The organism is Pseudonocardia sp. CA-107938 (assembly GCF_050936315.1).
GTDB lineage: Bacteria > Actinomycetota > Actinomycetes > Mycobacteriales > Pseudonocardiaceae > Pseudonocardia.
Map to the genome: position 1 here is coordinate 1,484,848 of NZ_JBNJNA010000001.1, position 15,721 is coordinate 1,500,568.

A 15,721-nucleotide genomic window follows, 5' to 3' on the forward strand; every position below is an offset into this window, starting at 1 on the left:
GGCCGTCGCGGTGTGTGCCGTGCCGCGTCGGCGCCCCCCGCGCCGGACCGTCGTTCGGTGTGGTTCACCGGCCACCGCCATGGTGCACCGGGTCGGCCGGCACGGCCAGTGCCGCCCGTCGGACGGTGGCGTCGTCCTGGCGTGCGAGGCCGCTGGCCCCGCCGATACTCGGGTTCTCGGTGCCCCCCTGCATCCGCCGGACGACGAACGCCCCGACGATGAGCGCCGCGAGCGTGAGCAGCACGAACAACATGACCACGAGCTTGCGGGCAATGCCCCGCTTCGGCCGCAGCGCCAGCGGCTCCTGCCCGCGGGCCGGGCTGATCGGCCGCCGGTCGGGAGTTCGAGGTGGCGGGGTGCGCGGAGCGACCGGCTCCTCCGCGTGCCGGGTCGCGCGGCGCCGCGGCGCCGGCGTACCGGGCGCGGGCGACGGGTTGCGGTCCGGCGCCGGGTACGGGCCGGACGCCGGCGGCGGGGTCCTGGGCGGTGGGGTCCGCGGCGGCGCCTTCGGCACGGGTCGCGACGCCGTCCGCGGCGGGGCGCCGGCCTGCGTGCCGGTCTGTGCGCCGCCGGGGATCCCCGTGTGCGCTCCGGTCTGCGGGAACGGGCCGCTGTCGAGGCTCACCACGCGCCCGCCGCGGACCGGGGTGTACACCGCGCCCGGCGTCGCACCAGGCAGCGGCATCGCCTCGCCCCGGCGCACCGCGGCCACGGCGGACGCGAACTCGCCGCCGCTGCTGTAGCGCTGCGTCGGGTCCTTGACCAGCACCGACTCGATGAGCTCGCGGGCGGCGCGAGGAACCGACGTCGGGAGCGGCGGCGGCTCGTTGCGCACCTGCATCATCGCGACGGCCACCGCGCTGTCGGCACGGAACGGGCGGTGGCCGGCCAGGCACTCGTAGCCGACGATGCCGAGCGAGTACACGTCGCCGGCCGGTCCGGCCTCGGCGCCGCTGGCCTGCTCGGGGGCGATGTAGTGGGCGGTGCCCATCACCATGCCGGAGCGCGTGACGGGCACGGCGTCGGCGGCCTTGGCGATGCCGAAGTCGGTGAGCTTGATGGTGCCGTCGGTGCGCACCAGGATGTTGCCCGGCTTCACGTCGCGGTGGACGAACCCGCGCTCGTGGGCGGCCTGCAGCGCCCAGGCGGCCTCCTCGACGATGCGCAGCGTCTCGTCGGCCGGGATCGGACCGCGCGCGATCAGCGTGGACAGCGGCTCACCGCGTACGAGCTCCATCACCAGGTACGCGGTCGGCTTGCCGTTGGGGCCCTCGTCCTCGCCGTAGTCGTGCACGGCCGCGATGCCGGGGTTGTCCAGCGACGCGACGGTGCGCGCCTCGATGCGGAACCGGTGCAGGAACTCCGGGTCGTCGGACAGCTCGGGGCGCAGCACCTTGACCGCGACGCTGCGGCCCAGGCGGGTGTCGGAGGCCTCCCACACCTCGCCCATGCCGCCGACGGCGATGCGCCGTTCCAGCAGGTAGCGTCCGGCGATCTTCTGGCCGGCTGCGAGGACTGTCATCCGCCGGCCGCCTTCTCCAGCGCCTTCTTGATCACCGCGCGACCGATCGGGGCGGCCACCTTGCCGCCGGTGGCCGCGAGGTCGCCACCGTCGCCCTCGCTCTCCACCAGGACCGCGACCGCCACCGTGGGATTCTCCGCCGGGGCGAACGCCACGTACCAGACGTGAGGGGCGATGTTCTTGGAGCCGAGCTCCGCCGTGCCCGTCTTGGCGGCGATGTCGACGCCCTGGATCTTCCCGGCGCCCGCGTACGACCTCTCGTTGTTGACCATCAGCTCGTTCAGGGTGGCGGCCACCGACGGGCTCATCGCCTGGCCGAGCTGGTCGGGGTCGGCGGTCTCGACCGGGGTGAGGTCCGGCGCCTGGATCTCCTTGATCAGGTACGGCTTCATCAACCGGCCGCCGTTGGCGATCGTGGCCGCGATCATCGCGTTCTGCATCGGGGTGAACGCCACGCTGCGCTGCCCGATCGACGACTGCTGCAGCTCGGTGGTGTCGCTGATCTGGCCGAGCGTGGAGTCGGCCACCGTCATCGGCAGCTGGATCTTCTGGGTGCCGACGCCGAGCGCTTCGGCCTGCTGCTTGATCGGATCGAGCCCGAGCTCGCCGGCCAGCTGCGCGAACGCGGTGTTGCACGAGCGCTGCAGCGCATCGCGCAGGGAGGCCGTGGCCCCGGTGCCGCAGGCGTTGCCGTTGTAGTTCTCGAGGTCGGTGCGCCCGTTGGCGAGGGTCAGGTGCGCCGCGGCCGTCAGCTGGCTGTCCGGGGTGTAGCGCCCGCTCGCCAGGGCAGCCGCGGTGTCGATCAGCTTGAACGTCGAGCCCGGGAAGTAGCGCTCGGAGATGGCCCGGTTGTTCAGGACCGGTGGCTTCGCCGAGGTGAGGCTCTGCCAGGCGGAGTTCTCCTTGGCCGGGTCGTGCGTCGCCAGATCGGTCGGGTCGTAGGCGGGGGTGGAGACCATTGCCAGCACCGCGCCCGTGCGCGGGTCGAGCGCCACCACGGAGCCCTTGTAGTCCTTCGCGGACAGCTGGTCGTACGCCGTCTGCTGCACGTCGGGGTCGACGGTGAGCACCACGTTCGCGCCGGCCGGGTCGCGCCCCGTGATGAGGTCGGAGAGGCGGCGTCCGAAGAGCCGGTCGTCGCTGCCGTTGAGGATGTCCTCCGCGGCCGCCTCCAACCCGCTCGACCCGTGGTTCGGCGAGTAGTAGCCGGTGATCGCCGCGAACACCGGGCCCTTCGGGTACTGCCGCTGGTAGCGCAGCCGGTCGTCGGTCTCCGTGCTGCTGGCCACGATCTGCGTGCCGGCGCTGATCTGGCCCCGCTTGCGCGCGTACTCGGCGAGCAGGACCCGCTTGTTGCGGTCGTCCGTGCGCAGGGACGAGGCCTGCACGACCTGGACGTAGGTGAGGTTGGCCAACAGCAGGACGATCATCGCCATCACCGCGATGGCGATGCGCCGGACCGGGGTGTTCACGTGGGCCGCTCCACCAGTTCGGTGCCGGCCTCGGCGATCGGCACCTGCGGTGTCGCGGGCTTGCGGGGCAGCGGTGCGCGGGCCGCGTTCGAGATCCGCAGCAGCAGCGCCACCAGCGCGTAGTTGGCGACCAGCGACGAGCCGCCGTACGACAGGAACGGCAGGGTCAGCCCGGTCAGCGGGATGAGCTTCGACACCCCGCCGGCGACGATGAACAGCTGCAGGGCGATCGTGAACCCCAGGCCCGTCGCGAGCAGCTTGCCGAAGCTGTCGCGCACGGCCAGCGCGCTGCGCAGCCCGCGCGTGATCAGCACCAGGTAGAGCACCAGGATCGCGGCCAGGCCGATCAGACCCAGCTCCTCGCCCAGCGAGGACAGCATGAAGTCGCTCTCCGCGAACGGCACCAGGTCCGGCCGGCCCGCGCCCAGCCCCGTGCCGCCGATGCCGCCCGTGCCCAGCCCGAACAGCGCCTGGCTGATCTGGTATCCGCCCTTGTCGTAGCAGGCCACGTACGACGGATCGCTCGCCGGGCACGACTGGAGCGGGTCGATCCAGGTCAGCACGCGCAGCCGGACGTGCGCGAACAGCTGGTAGGCGATCATGCAGCCGCCCACGAAGAACGCCAGGCCGATCAGCATCCACGACACGCGCTCGGTGGCCGCGTAGAGCAGCACCAGCATGATGCCGAAGAACAGCAGCGACGTGCCCAGGTCCCGCTCGAGCACGAGCACCCCGACCGAGAGCCCCCACGCCACCAGCAGCGGTGCCAGGTCGCGGGCACGCGGGAACTCCATCCCGAGGAACGTCCGCCCGGCCGTGGAGAACAGCTCCCGCTTCTGCACCAGGAAGGCGGCGAAGAACACGATCAGCAGGATCTTCGCGAACTCGCCGGGCTGGATGCCGACCGGACCGACGCGGATCCACAGCTTCGCGCCGTTGACCTCGGAGATCGACGACGGCAGCAGACCGGGCAGCGCCAGCAGTGCGATCCCCACGAACCCGGCCGTGTAGGCGTAGCGCGACAGCACGCGGTGGTCGCGGACCCGCCACAGCACCACGATGAACAGCACCAACCCGATCGCCGTCCAGACGACCTGCTTCGTGGCCAGGTCCTGCCCACCATCGGGGTCGGAGGCGAGCCGGGCCAGGTCCAGGCGGTGGATCATCACCAGGCCCAGCCCGTTCAGCAGGGCAACGGCCGGCAGGATCAACGGGTCGGCGTACGGCGCGAACCGGCGCACCGCCGCGTGCGCCACCGCGAACAGGCCCAGGTAGGCCAGCCCCAGGAAGATCAGCGAGCGGGTCAGCTCCTGCTCCTGGTTGGCCTCCACCAGCGCGAGCGCACCCGTCACCAGTGCAGCCGCGAACGCGAGCAGCACCAGCTCGATCCCGCGACCCGTCGGCAGCGGAGCCGGCGCCGGGCCGGCCGATGCGTCGGTCGGTGCCACCATCACGTCACCATCAACCGGCTCGCCGGCAGGTCAATCCCGGGACCGCCTGCGGAGTCGAGAGCGGGGTCGGCTGCTCCGGCTGCTGCACCGCCGGTGGCGGCGCCGCCGTCGTCGGCTGGACGGGAGCACCCGTCGCGCCCGGCTCGGCGACGGGCGTCGTGGTCGGCGGCGGTGGCGTCGTGCACTCCGGCATGCGGCGCTCGCGCAACCTGGCGATCAGCTCCCGCGCGCTCTCCAGGCCGTCCGAGGCGATGATGCCTTCCCGCACCTGGCTGCGCGTCGTCTCCGGCAGGTCCTCCAGCGGGAAGCCCGGACGCTCCGCCACCTCGTGCAGCGCGAGCCCCAGCACCGAGCCGCGGACCCCCTTGAAGATCACGACCTGGTCGCCGTCGGCGCCGACGTAGTACTGCTGCATCACCAGCGACCTCGCCAGCACCGCGCCCACGATCAGCACGACCAGCACCGCCAGCGCGATCAACGCCACCCGCAAGCGGCTGCGCCGCGGCGCAGCCGCCGTGGCGGGCGGGACGACCCGCTGCGGAGCCGTCCGCGTCAGCGTGGTGGCCGACGCCCGCGCGGCCGCCGAGTCCGGGGGAGGTGTGTCGTCCGAGCCGTCACCCACGGAACCGCCCACGATCGGCCGGTCCTCGCCGAAGTCGATGTCGACCACGTCGGCCACGATGCACGTGATGTTGTCGGGGCCGCCGCCGCGCAGTGCCAGCTCGATCATCCGGTCCGCGCACTCCCGCGGATCCCGGTAGGCCTGCAGCGTCTCCTGCAGCGTCGTGTCGCTCACCACGCCCGACAGCCCGTCCGAGCACAGCAGGAAGCGGTCGCCGGCGCGCGCCTCGCGGATCGTCAGCCACGGATCGATGTCCTGGCCGGTGATCGCGCGCAGCAGCAGCGAACGCTGCGGATGCGTGTGCGCCTCCTCCTCGGTGATGCGCCCCTCGTCGATCAGCGACTGGACGAACGTGTCGTCCTTCGTGATCTGGGTCAGCACCCCGTCGCGCAGCTGGTAGGCCCGTGAGTCACCGATGTGCACCATGCCCAGCCGCGAACCCGCGAACAGGATCGCCGTGAGCGTCGTGCCCATGCCCTCCAGATCGGGCTGCTCCGCGACGTGCCGGGTGATCAGCGAGTTGCCCTCGTACGCCGCGTCGCGCAGCTCGGCGAGCAGGTCGTCGCTCGGATCGTCGTCGTCCAGCGGAGCCAGTGCGGAGATCACCAGCCGCGACGCCACCTCGCCCGCCGCGTGCCCGCCCATGCCGTCGGCGAGCGCGAGCAACCGCGGACCGGCATACACGGCGTCCTGGTTGTTCTGCCGGACGAGCCCGCGGTCGCTGCGGGCCGAGTAGCGCAGGACCAGGGTCATCGTGCGACTCCGCGCGTTCGGTCGAGGGCTGGCGGAGGGCGGCTCACGATCGGAGCTCGATCACCGTCTTGCCGATGCGGACAGGGACTCCCAGAGGAACACGGGTGGGTCCGGTGACTTTAGCCCGGTCGAGGTACGTGCCGTTGGTCGACCCGAGATCCTCGACGTACCACTCCTCACCCTGCAGCGCGATCCGCGCGTGCCGGGTGGACGCGTAGTCGTCGTCCAGCACGAGCGTCGAGTCGTCGGCCCGGCCGATCAGGATCGGCCGCGAGTCCAACGAGATGCGGGTACCGGCCAGCGCGCCCTGCGTCACCAGCAGTTGCCGAGGCGTGCGACCCCGGCCCGCCCGGGACGGACGGCGCCCACCAGGGACCATCGCCCGCAGGCCGGACGCCGCGTACAGGTCGGAACGCACCACCCGCAGCGCACCGAGCACGAACAGCCAGAGCAGGGCGAGGAATCCCGCCCTGGTCAGCTGCAGCACCAACTCCGGCACGCGCGGCGCTCCCCTTCTCCCTGCCTCGCGCCCCGCCGCCGCAGTTCGCGTGGTCGTCGACACGACGCTCCGGCGTGCCCCGATCGGGGAACGCCGGTGCGGCGCACGACGTCAGCGCGTGCGGAAGACGAGGCTCGAGTGTCCGACCCTGATCACGTCACCGTCGTTGAGCTGCCACGTCTGCACCGGGTTGCCGTTCACCGTGGTGCCGTTCGTGGAGCCCAGGTCCGACAGTGTGGCGGACTGCCCGTCCCAGCTGATCTCCAGGTGCCGACGCGACACGCCCGTGTCGGGCAGACGGAACGACGACTCCTGGCCGCGGCCGATGACGTGCGTGCCCTGCGTGAGCTCGTACGTGCGCCCCGAACCGTCGTCCAGCGACAGCGACGCCGACACACCCTGCTGGTAGCCGCCGTAGCCCTGCTGCTGGCCGTAGCCGCCCTGGTCGTAGCCGGGCTGGCCGTAACCCTGCTGGCCGTAGCCACCCTGGTCGTAGCCGGGCTGGCCGTAGCCCTGCTGCTGGCCGTAGCCCTGGTCCGCGTAGCCCTGCTGGCCGTAGCCCGGCTGGCCGCCGTAGCCACCCTGCTCGTAACCCTGAGGGGCGTAGCCCTGCTGGCCGCCGTAGCCCGGCTGCTGGCCGTAGCCGCCCTGGTCGTAGCCGGGCTGGCCGTAGCCGGGCTGCTGGCCGCCGTACCCGCCCTGCTGGTCGTAGCCCTGCTGGCCGTAGCCGCCCTGGGGGCCGCCGTAGCCCTGCTGGCCGTAACCCTGCTGGTCGTAGCCCGGCTGCTGCTCGTACCCGCCCTGCTGGCCGTAGCCCTGCTGGGCGCCGTAGCCGCCCTGCTGGCCGTAGCCCTGCTGGTCGTAGCCGCCTTGCTGGCGCTGGTCGTACGCCGGCGGTGCGTAGGTCTGCTGGCCCTGTCCGCCGGGGGCGCCACGGTCGTAGCCGTACTGCCCGTTCTCCTCGGGGTGGCCCGGTTGCTGGCTCATCGGTGCTTCTCCTGCGTCGCGTGCTTGGACGGATTCCCGACGGGAGGCGTCGGGATCCACGACCGAGCGGGTGCGGAACTGTCCCGTGTGCAGCGCATCGGAGCGCTCCAGAAAGACTACGACCTCACCGTAGGTGTCCCATCCCTGGTCGGCGAGTTGTTCGGTGACGTACGACGAGAGCGAGTCGACGATCTGCGCCCGGTCACCAGCCATGCGATCGATGTCTGAGGGGCTGAGCAGCACCGTGTAGCGGTTGGGGGCGAGCAATCTGCCCCCGGCGAGCTCTTCGATGTTGTCCTCGGCCTCCCCGAGCAACGCCTGAGCGACCTCCTGCGGAACGACGCTCCCACCGAAGACCCGTGCGAAGGCATCGCCCACCATCCCCTGGAGACGGCGCTCGAACCTCCCGACGCGGCCCAAACCGATCTTCCTCCGATCCCATCGGCGTGTTGCTGACGACACCGATCGTATCTGTGCTAGCTCGACCCGTGGAGGCGCCATGGGGTGACCCGGTGGCCCCCCGGTAAACCCCTGGTCCCCCCGTGCTAGTTTTCTCCCGTCAGCGCGAGTGGCGGAATGGCAGACGCGCACGGTTCAGGTCCGTGTGTCCGAAAGGACGTGGGGGTTCAACTCCCCCCTCGCGCACGTTCGTTGGGGCCTCGTGCTTGCGGATAGCGCAAGCCCGGGGCCTCACGTGTGTGTCCTCTGGGGGTGCAACCCCCAGACCCCGCCCGGCGGGGCTTCGCCCCCCGGACCCCCCCTCCTGTGGTCGGCTTCCGTTCCTCTGTCTCGCCGTCCTGTGGTCGGCTTCCGTTCCTCTGTCTCGCCGTCCTGTGGTCGGCTTCCGTTCCTCTGTCTCGCCGTCCTGTGGTCGGCTTCCGTTCCTCTGTCTCGCCGTCCTGTGGTCGGCTTCCGTTCCTCTGTCTCGCCGTCCTGTGGTCGGCTTCCGTTCCTCTGTCTCGCCGTCCGGTGGTCGGCTTCCGCTTCTCTGTCTCGCCGTCCGGTGGTCGGCTTCCGCTTCTCTGTCTCGCCGTCCTGTGGTCGGCTTCTGCGCTTGCTCTCGCGGTCCTGTGGTCGGCCTCCCGTGTGATCGACTCCGCCTTGTTGTGGTCGACCTTGGCCTGCTGCGCTCGCGCAGTCCAGTGGTCCGTTCGGGGGTTCGTCGGCCGCCGGCCATGTTTGGGCGTTGATCATGGGCAGAACGTGGCTGTTCAAGATCGAGGAGCCGTGTTTTGCCCATGATCAACGGATGAGGTCCGCGGGCGTCCGTGTGCGGCGCACGTCACTTCGCCCGTCCCGTGCGGGCGCGGCTGCGTGGCCGGGCGGCGCCACGGTGATCAAGGGCAGAATGTCGCTACTCGATCTTGGTCGACGACCTTCTGCCCTTGATCACCGACAACCCGCGGCGGCCACCGCGCGCTCAGGTGCGCACCAGGGCCGGGCGGGTGGGGTGGTCGCTGAGCGCCACCAGGTCGGCGGCCGTGTCGGGGCTGCGTTCGTCCTCGTAGCGGGTGTGCGCCGGCAGCGTCCAGTGCTCTTCCGCCGGCAGCCGCCGCGCCAGGGCGGCCGCCCCCATGTGGAGGTGCACCGTCACGTCCGCCGGCAGCCCACGGCCCAGCAGGAGGGCACCGGCCAGCAGCACCACCCCGGAGGCCGGGAGCTGCTCGTAGCCGGCGCGGTAGGCGCGGTCCGTCGCCGGGTTCCACAGCCGCGGCAGCACCCGCCCCGAACCGTCCGGGGCAGCCGGGTCCAGCACCTCGCGGCGCAGCGCCCCCTCGTCGAGCCAGCCGTCCAGGTACTCGTCGGGGTCCTCGCGCCCGTACTCGAGCCGCACCGACGCCGGCCGCAGGAAGTCGCCCGCCCGCACCACCAGCGCCGCGCGCCCCGCCGTCCGAAGGCGCGACGCCACCTGCTCGGCCAGCTGCTCCGGCGCCGCGGGCGCCGGCCCGTCCAGCAGCACCCGGCTCCGGCCCGGCCGCGCCAGCACCAGCTCCGCGACGGCCTCGGCCACGCCGTCCGGGGTGGTGGGCTCGATGCCCGGCACTACTGGCGGTACCCCTCCACGACGTCGGCACCCCGCTCCTGCGCCCCGTCCGGGTCCTGGCCGGCGCGGCGGCGGGCGTCGCGCTGGCGCAGCAGGTCCCAGTAGCGGTCCAGCTGCACGTTCAGCGCGCCCAGCCGTTCCTGCTCCTCCGCCGAGAGCGCCTGGCCGATGTGCGCCCGCTCCAGCCGGTGCTCCTCGGCCACCAGCTCGTCGATCCGCTTGTGCAGCTCCTGGTCGTCCATCTTCCGCTCCTTGCTCGTCGCTTCGGTCCTAGCCAACACTGACGTCGTGGCGACGTCGATGCGGAGGGCACTGCGGGTGCTCGAGGTCGTCGGCGCCGCAGGTGACGGGGTCACCGCGAAGGCCATCGCGCGCCGGCTCGCCTGCCCCCTGCCCACCGTGTACCGCGCGCTCGCCGTCCTCGTCGAGGAGGGCTACCTCGTGCGGCTCGACGGGCTGCGCGGCTACGGCATCGGCTACCGCGTCGCCGAGCTGCAGCGCAGCCTCACCGACCAGCTGCGACCGCCGGCGCCCGTCGTCGCTGCGCTGCACGACCTGCACGTCGAGGCCGCCGCCGCCGCGTACCTGACGGTCTTCCGCGACCGCGAGGTCGTCGTCGCGCACGCCGACGCCTGCGCCGAGCACCCCCTCCCGCCGGACGTGCGGGTCGGCGAGCCGATCGCCGCGCACGCGGCCGCCGCCGGCAAGGTCCTGCTGGCGACGGTGCGGCCGGCGCAGGTGGAAGAGCTGCTGGCCCCGCACACCGTGCCCGACCGCCGTGCGCTCGACCGCGACCTCATGCGGGTGCGGCTCGACGGCGTCGCCGTGGAGGTGGAGGAGCTGGCGGCCGGAGTCGCCGGGGTCGCCGCACCGCTGCAGGGGCCGGACGGCGAGGTGACCGGCGCGCTCGGCGTGTCCGTGTCCCGCACCGAGTTCGGCGCCCGCCGCTGGGAGCTGGAACGGCTCGTGCGCGCGGCTGCCGAACGGGCCGGTGCCGGCCGAACGGCACTGACGAACCCGGAAAGAAGGGAAGCGTTCCCCGCCCGGGGATAGTAGGTTTCCTGACATGTCGCAGCGCAGCGAGGCCCCGTTCCGCGCCGACCACGTGGGCAGCCTGCTGCGCCCACCGGCACTCGTCGAGGCGCGCGCCCGCGCTGCCGCCGGCGAGCTCGACGAGGACGGTCTGCGGGCCGTGGAGGACGCGGCCATCATCGACGTGATCGCCCTGCAGGAGTCGGTCGGGCTGCAGTCGGCCACCGACGGCGAGTTCCGCCGGTCGTCCTGGCACATGGACTTCATCTACCGGCTCGGCGGCGTCGTCCGCACCGACGAGCTGATCACCGTCGCCATGCACAACAAGCAGGGCTCCGGCGCGTTCACCTCGGCCGGCATCGCGGTCACCGAGCCGGTGCGGCTCACCGAACCGATCTTCGCCGACCACTTCGACTTCCTCGCCGCGCACGTCACGTCCGCGACGCCGAAGCTCACCATCCCCTCGCCGAGCATGGTCCACTTCCGCGGCGGCACCAAGATCCTCGACCGTTCCGTGTACCCGGACGTCGACCAGTTCTTCGCCGACCTGTCGGCCGCCTACGCCGCCGAGATCGCCGCGCTCGCCGAGCACGGCTGCCGCTACCTGCAGCTCGACGACGTCTCACTCGCCTACCTCAACGACCCGGCGCACCGTGCGCAGGTCGCCGCCCGCGGCGACGACCCCGACCACCTGCACGAGCGCTACGTCGCCGGCATCAACGCCGCCATCGCCGACCGTCCGGACGGCCTGCGCATCACCACCCACATGTGCCGCGGCAACTTCCGCTCGTCGTGGGCCGCAGAGGGCAGCTACGACTTCGTCGCCGAGGCCGTCTTCGGGGGCCTGGACGTCGACGGGTTCTTCTGCGAGTTCGACGACGAGCGCTCCGGCGGGTTCGAACCGCTCCGGTTCGTGCCGCCCGACAAGTTCGTGGTGCTCGGGCTCGTCACCACGAAGTCGGGGGAGCTGGAGAGCGCCGACGAGCTCAAGCGCCGCATCGACGAGGCCGCGAAGCACCTGCCGCTCGACCAGCTGTGCCTCTCCCCGCAGTGCGGCTTCTCCTCCACCGCGGAGGGCAACGACCTCACGATCGACGAGCAGCGCGCCAAGCTCGAGCTGATCGTGCAGGTCGCAGCCGACGTCTGGGGATAGTTCTCCCAAACGCCCACGAACACGCGGGGTCGCGGTTTAGCGTGCCGGACCGGGGATCCGACCGGCTGCGGAGGCACGCATGGAGGGCACGGCGACTCGTCGCACGCACGGCCCCGACCTGACCACCTACCTGTCCGTGCACGGGCCCGTCGACGCCGACACGGCGGCGGAGATCCTGGAGCAGGCGGCCGAGAAGCTCGACGCCGCCCACGCGGCGGGTGTCGTCCACGGGCGGTTGGGGCCGGGCGCTGTGCTGCTGGACCTGGAGGCGGGCACGGTCGGCGTGCGGGAGCCGGCCGGGTCGCCCGATCCCGACCCCGGCTTCGTCGCGCCCGAGGTGCGCCGCGGTGAGGAACCGGACGCGGCTGCGGACGTCTACGCCATCGGCGCGCTGCTGCACCTGTGCCTCACCGGCGGCCCGCCCCGGCCGGGCGAGCTGCGCATGTCGCCGCTGCCCAGCGGCACCGGGGAAGTGGTGGCGCGGGCCATGCGGGCCGAGCCGAGCGCGCGGCACGCGTCCTGCGGGGCGGTTCTGGCCCATCTGCGCCGGTCGCTGGCCCCGTCCGTGGCGGAGCTCGAGGAACCGCGGATCGCCGAGCCGGACGTCCGGCCCACCCGCCGGTTGCCGCTCGCGCTGCCCCGGCGACCGGTGCTGATCGGGGCGGCCGCGCTGGTGGTGGTGGCCGCGCTCGTCGGTGCGGTGCTGGTCGCGCTGCCCGGGCAGCGGAACGGGTCGGTGGCCCGGGACGAGCTCGTCGCGACGATCGGGCTCAGCGGCTGCCGCGAGACGCCCGGCGTCACCGTCGGCGGCGCCGACGGGGTGCTGGCGGCCGTCGACTGCGACCCGGACGGCGCCGGCGCCACCACGATCAGCTACCGCCGCTACGCCGATGCCGCCACCCTCGAGGCCGCCTACCGGGCCGGCGTGGCCGCGATCGCCCCGGTCGACGAGACGTCGTGCAGCGCGGCGCCGGAACGCGCCCAGGCCCCGTACGAGGTGCACGGCACCTACCTCGGCAACGTGCTGTGCGACCGCACCTCCGGTACCCCCACCATGACCTGGACGGTCACCGGGCTGCGCCTGCTCGGCACCGCGACCGGCCCCGATCTGGCGGCGCTCGACCGGTGGCGCACGGCGCACCTCACCGAACGGCCGTGGATCTCCGACATCGTCCGCGCCGCCAACGCCACCGCCGACCCGCCGTTCCCGAACCGGGCAGAAGCTGCCCTGCTCGCCGACGTCCCGGCCGGGTCGCGGGTCGACTGCAGCCGGCTCGACCGCCAGTTCGTGGTCGGCAACGTCGGCGACGCCGAGGGCGTCACCGCGATCGCCTGCGGTCCGACACCGGGCGCGAGCACGATCTTCTACTTCCGGTTCGCCGACCGGGCCCGGTTCACCGCCTTCCGCGGGGCCGGGCCGGGCGACTCGGCCGACTGCCAGTCCAACCCGGCCGGGTTCTCCGGGTCCGCCCGCTACACGCGGTCCGACGGCTCGACCGGGGTGCTCGGATGCGTCCAGCAGAAGGGGAGGGCCGCCGTGGTGTGGACGGTGGAGGGTTCGCGCACCGTCGGGCTCGGGTTCGGCGACGATCCCGGCGCCCTGCTCGACTGGTGGCGCGCCGACGCGGGGCCGTCGTGAACCGTAGGCTCGGCGGGTGCCGTCCGACGGTCCCCGGGGCTGGGGTGCGCCGCTGCACGCGCGCGTCCTCGACGACACCCGCGTGGGTCCGGGTACGACACTGCTCGACCTCGGCTGCGGCACCGGGGAGTTCGCTGCCGCCGCCGTCGCCCGCGGGGCCGTCCTGACCGGGATCGACCACGATCCGGCCGCCGTCGCCGAAGCCGCCGCCACGGTGCCCGCGGCGACCTTCGCCGTCGGTGACGTCCACGTACCGCCACCCGGCCCGTTCGACGTCGTGGTCGCGGTGCAGGTGCTGATGCACGTCGCTGACCCGCCGGCCCTGCTGCGCGCGGCCGCCACGCGCGGGGTTCTCGTCAGCGTGACGACATGGGGGCGCGAGGAGGACTGCGACGTGCGCGCGTTCGGGGAGGCGCTGGCTCCGTGGCTGCCGCCGCGGCGCCCGGCCCCGCCCGACCGGCTCGTCGATCTCGCCGTGACGGCCGGGCTCGCCGGTCCGGTGCTGGCCGAGGTGGTGTGCCCGTTCCACTACCCCGACGAGGACGCCCTGCTCGCACCGCTCTTCGAGACGGGCATGGGCCGGCACGCGATCAACCGCGCCGGCCCCGTCGCCGTCCGGGAGGCGGTGCTGGCGAGGTGCGCGGAGTTCGCGCAGCCGGACGGCAGCTACGTGCTGGAGAACAGGTTCCGGGTGCTGACGGCACGGGGTTCGGTCTCGTCCGGATGACAGCAAAGGCCACCTCCAGGACCGATCTCGTCCTGGAGGTGGCCTCGCTGTCACGACCTCAGCCGGGATGGGCGCCGGCCGCCTGCCGGTACCGCGTCCTCAGCAGGTCCGTGCAGTTGGCGCCGTTCGTCTCGATCCCCACCCGCTGCAGCCGGGCGCGCCGCAGGTGCAGCGGGACCGCCGCGGGCGGGATCGCCCGGCCCTCGGCGTCGATGAGCAGCGGCGCGCGGTCGTCGTGCGGCAGGCCCAGCTCGGCCCGGCGCTTGCGCATCCGGTCCAGCTCGCCGGACGGTGCGAGATCGCCGAGCGTGGTCGCGGCCAGCTCGTCGGGACCCATCCCGGCGTCGACGAGCGGCCGGGCCACCCGGTCCTGGCCGGCGAGCGCCGCCTTGCGGAAGAACTGCCTGCGCAGCTCGTCCAGCTCGGCGACGGCCTCGCCCGCGAACGACCGGACGAACCCTGACTGCGCTGCGACCCCGCCGTTGATCTCGGCGGAGGCGTGGTGGTCGGCCAGCGTGACCTCCGCGCGCGTCACCCCCGGGACGGCGGACACCGCGTCGTAGGCGTCGGCCACCATGAGCCACGAGAAGTTCGGCGCGCAGAAGAAGGTGGGCAGCCGGAGCCGGACGGTGGCGACCCCGTCGGCGACGGTGCACGACTCCACGAAACCGAGGTCCGTGATCGGCTCGTCGATCTCGGGGTCGAGCACCGTCCCCAACGCCGCCCACACTGCGGACCGGATGGTCACGCCCGCGCCCCCGCGGTGTTGTCCACCAGCTCCTCGCCCGGCGCCATGGGCTCGCCGGCCGTGGTCGGCAGCTGCAGCTCGGCCGGCACCGGGATGTCGTAGAGCTTGGCGGCGTTGAGGCCCAGCATCTTCTTCTTGCTGGCCGTGGTGAGCTTGGCGTAGTCGGTGAACGCCTCGTCGTCGGGCATCTGCCAGTCGACGAAGCCCTCGACCTGCCACTTCGGCGTCCAGATGTTGTAGTCGCCGCCGAACGTCATCTTGTCCTCGCCGACCCAGAACATCAGCTCGCCCATGACCTTGGCGAAGAACTTCGGCCGCGCGTGCATGAGGGCGCCGATCACCACGGACAGCCCCGCGTACACGTTGGGCTCCTGCACCGCCATGTAGCAGAAGTCGTCGATCCGCGGGATGCCCGCGTGCTCGATGATGAAGTTCAGGTCCGGGTGGTCGGTGGCCACGTGGTCGACGTCGTCGAGGCTGAACGCGTCCTTGTCGAGCGGCCAGATCGTGGGGCCCTTGTGGGCGTGGATGTTCTTGATCCCGAGCTCCTCGCAGACCTCGAAGAACGCGTGCGCCTCGGGGTCGTCGAGGCGCCAGCCACGGGATCCCTTGTTCCACTCGGCCGTGTAGAGCTTGACGCCCTTGAGCTGGAACTGGGCGGCGTCCTCGCGCAGCTGCTTGAGCCCTGCCTCGCCGTCCCGCGGGTCGAAGCGCCCGTTGACGATGAGGCGGTCGCCCCACCTCTCCAGCAGCTTGGCGTTCTGCTTGATGTCGTTGAAGCCGTCCGTGTACCACTCGCGCAGGTACGTCGACTGGAAGACCGCGTAGTCGACGTGCCCCTCCTCGAACATGTCCCGCTCGAAGTCCTCGGGGGTGACCTTGAGGAAGTGCTCGTAGTCCCAGTGCGTCTCGGGCGGGGCCAACTGGTGGTAGCCGTAGAAGCAGTCGATCCAGCCCTTCGCGAACTGCTCCGCTCCCGGCTTCCAGTTCTCCCGGCTGGCGTCCCAGAAATGGCTGTGGGAATCGACTACGAAGTACTTCTCGCCGTCTTTCTCGTACATGTGGTGGGAAC

The 15,721-nt window shown here is 72.5% G+C and carries 14 protein-coding genes and 1 tRNA gene; 5 read left to right on the forward strand and 10 right to left on the reverse strand.

The window, feature by feature from the left end:
• Positions 1-64 precede the first annotated feature (64 nt).
• The 6 genes from ACQEVB_RS07435 to ACQEVB_RS07460 all read right to left on the reverse strand — a co-directional run bounded on the left by ACQEVB_RS07435 (position 65) and on the right by ACQEVB_RS07460 (position 7,726).
• Positions 65-1,522: a protein kinase domain-containing protein gene (locus ACQEVB_RS07435; protein ID WP_432966776.1), complete on the reverse strand. Its 1,458-nt coding sequence runs from the start codon at positions 1,520-1,522 to the stop codon at positions 65-67.
• Positions 1,519-2,994 (reverse strand): peptidoglycan D,D-transpeptidase FtsI family protein, encoded by a 1,476-nt coding sequence (locus ACQEVB_RS07440; RefSeq protein ID WP_432966778.1) that lies wholly within the window; start codon positions 2,992-2,994, stop codon positions 1,519-1,521. Before ACQEVB_RS07440 ends, ACQEVB_RS07435 begins: the two co-directional genes overlap by 4 nt.
• A complete protein-coding gene (locus ACQEVB_RS07445; RefSeq protein WP_432966780.1) occupies positions 2,991-4,445 on the reverse strand; it encodes an FtsW/RodA/SpoVE family cell cycle protein in 1,455 nt (484 codons plus the stop codon). The genes ACQEVB_RS07440 and ACQEVB_RS07445 overlap by 4 nt, the downstream gene beginning before the upstream one ends.
• Before the next feature lie 10 nt (positions 4,446-4,455).
• Positions 4,456-5,820, reverse strand: a complete 1,365-nt coding sequence (locus tag ACQEVB_RS07450; RefSeq protein ID WP_432966782.1) for a PP2C family protein-serine/threonine phosphatase — start codon at positions 5,818-5,820, stop codon at positions 4,456-4,458.
• Positions 5,821-5,863: 43 nt separating this feature from the next.
• A complete protein-coding gene (locus ACQEVB_RS07455) occupies positions 5,864-6,319 on the reverse strand; it encodes an FHA domain-containing protein FhaB/FipA (RefSeq protein WP_432966786.1) in 456 nt (151 codons plus the stop codon).
• A 111-nt stretch (positions 6,320-6,430) separates the two neighbouring features.
• A complete protein-coding gene (locus ACQEVB_RS07460) occupies positions 6,431-7,726 on the reverse strand; it encodes a DUF3662 and FHA domain-containing protein (protein ID WP_432966788.1) in 1,296 nt (431 codons plus the stop codon).
• A gap of 142 nt (positions 7,727-7,868) precedes the next feature.
• Here ACQEVB_RS07460 and ACQEVB_RS07465 point away from each other — a divergent pair.
• Positions 7,869-7,951, forward strand: a tRNA-Leu gene (locus ACQEVB_RS07465).
• 775 nt (positions 7,952-8,726) lie between these two features.
• Here the strand turns inward: ACQEVB_RS07465 and ACQEVB_RS07470 are convergent.
• Together ACQEVB_RS07470 and ACQEVB_RS07475 are read right to left on the reverse strand one after the other, a co-directional pair.
• Positions 8,727-9,350, reverse strand: coding sequence for a uridine kinase (locus tag ACQEVB_RS07470; protein WP_432966790.1), 624 nt, complete (start codon positions 9,348-9,350; stop codon positions 8,727-8,729).
• A complete protein-coding gene (locus ACQEVB_RS07475; RefSeq protein ID WP_432966791.1) occupies positions 9,350-9,592 on the reverse strand; it encodes a DUF2630 family protein in 243 nt (80 codons plus the stop codon). Before ACQEVB_RS07475 ends, ACQEVB_RS07470 begins: the two co-directional genes overlap by 1 nt.
• A gap of 46 nt (positions 9,593-9,638) precedes the next feature.
• Here ACQEVB_RS07475 and ACQEVB_RS07480 point away from each other — a divergent pair, with 46 nt between their 5' ends.
• The 4 genes from ACQEVB_RS07480 to ACQEVB_RS07495 all read left to right on the forward strand — a co-directional run bounded on the left by ACQEVB_RS07480 (position 9,639) and on the right by ACQEVB_RS07495 (position 13,901).
• Complete coding sequence (locus tag ACQEVB_RS07480; protein WP_432966793.1) at positions 9,639-10,403, forward strand: IclR family transcriptional regulator; 765 nt, start codon at positions 9,639-9,641, stop codon at positions 10,401-10,403.
• 13 nt (positions 10,404-10,416) lie between these two features.
• Complete coding sequence (locus ACQEVB_RS07485; protein WP_432966795.1) at positions 10,417-11,535, forward strand: 5-methyltetrahydropteroyltriglutamate--homocysteine S-methyltransferase; 1,119 nt, start codon at positions 10,417-10,419, stop codon at positions 11,533-11,535.
• 79 nt (positions 11,536-11,614) lie between these two features.
• Complete coding sequence (locus tag ACQEVB_RS07490; RefSeq protein ID WP_432966797.1) at positions 11,615-13,174, forward strand: serine/threonine protein kinase; 1,560 nt, start codon at positions 11,615-11,617, stop codon at positions 13,172-13,174.
• A 16-nt stretch (positions 13,175-13,190) separates the two neighbouring features.
• A complete protein-coding gene (locus ACQEVB_RS07495; protein ID WP_432966799.1) occupies positions 13,191-13,901 on the forward strand; it encodes a class I SAM-dependent methyltransferase in 711 nt (236 codons plus the stop codon).
• A gap of 58 nt (positions 13,902-13,959) precedes the next feature.
• Here the strand turns inward: ACQEVB_RS07495 and ACQEVB_RS07500 are convergent, their stop codons facing one another.
• Positions 13,960-14,649 (reverse strand): metal-sulfur cluster assembly factor, encoded by a 690-nt coding sequence (locus ACQEVB_RS07500; protein WP_432966801.1) that lies wholly within the window; start codon positions 14,647-14,649, stop codon positions 13,960-13,962.
• The gene (locus ACQEVB_RS07505) at positions 14,646-15,710 is read right to left on the reverse strand and encodes an amidohydrolase family protein (protein ID WP_432966803.1); all 1,065 of its coding nucleotides are present in this window, start codon (positions 15,708-15,710) and stop codon (positions 14,646-14,648) included. Before ACQEVB_RS07505 ends, ACQEVB_RS07500 begins: the two co-directional genes overlap by 4 nt.
• Between the last annotated feature and the right edge of the window lie 11 nt (positions 15,711-15,721).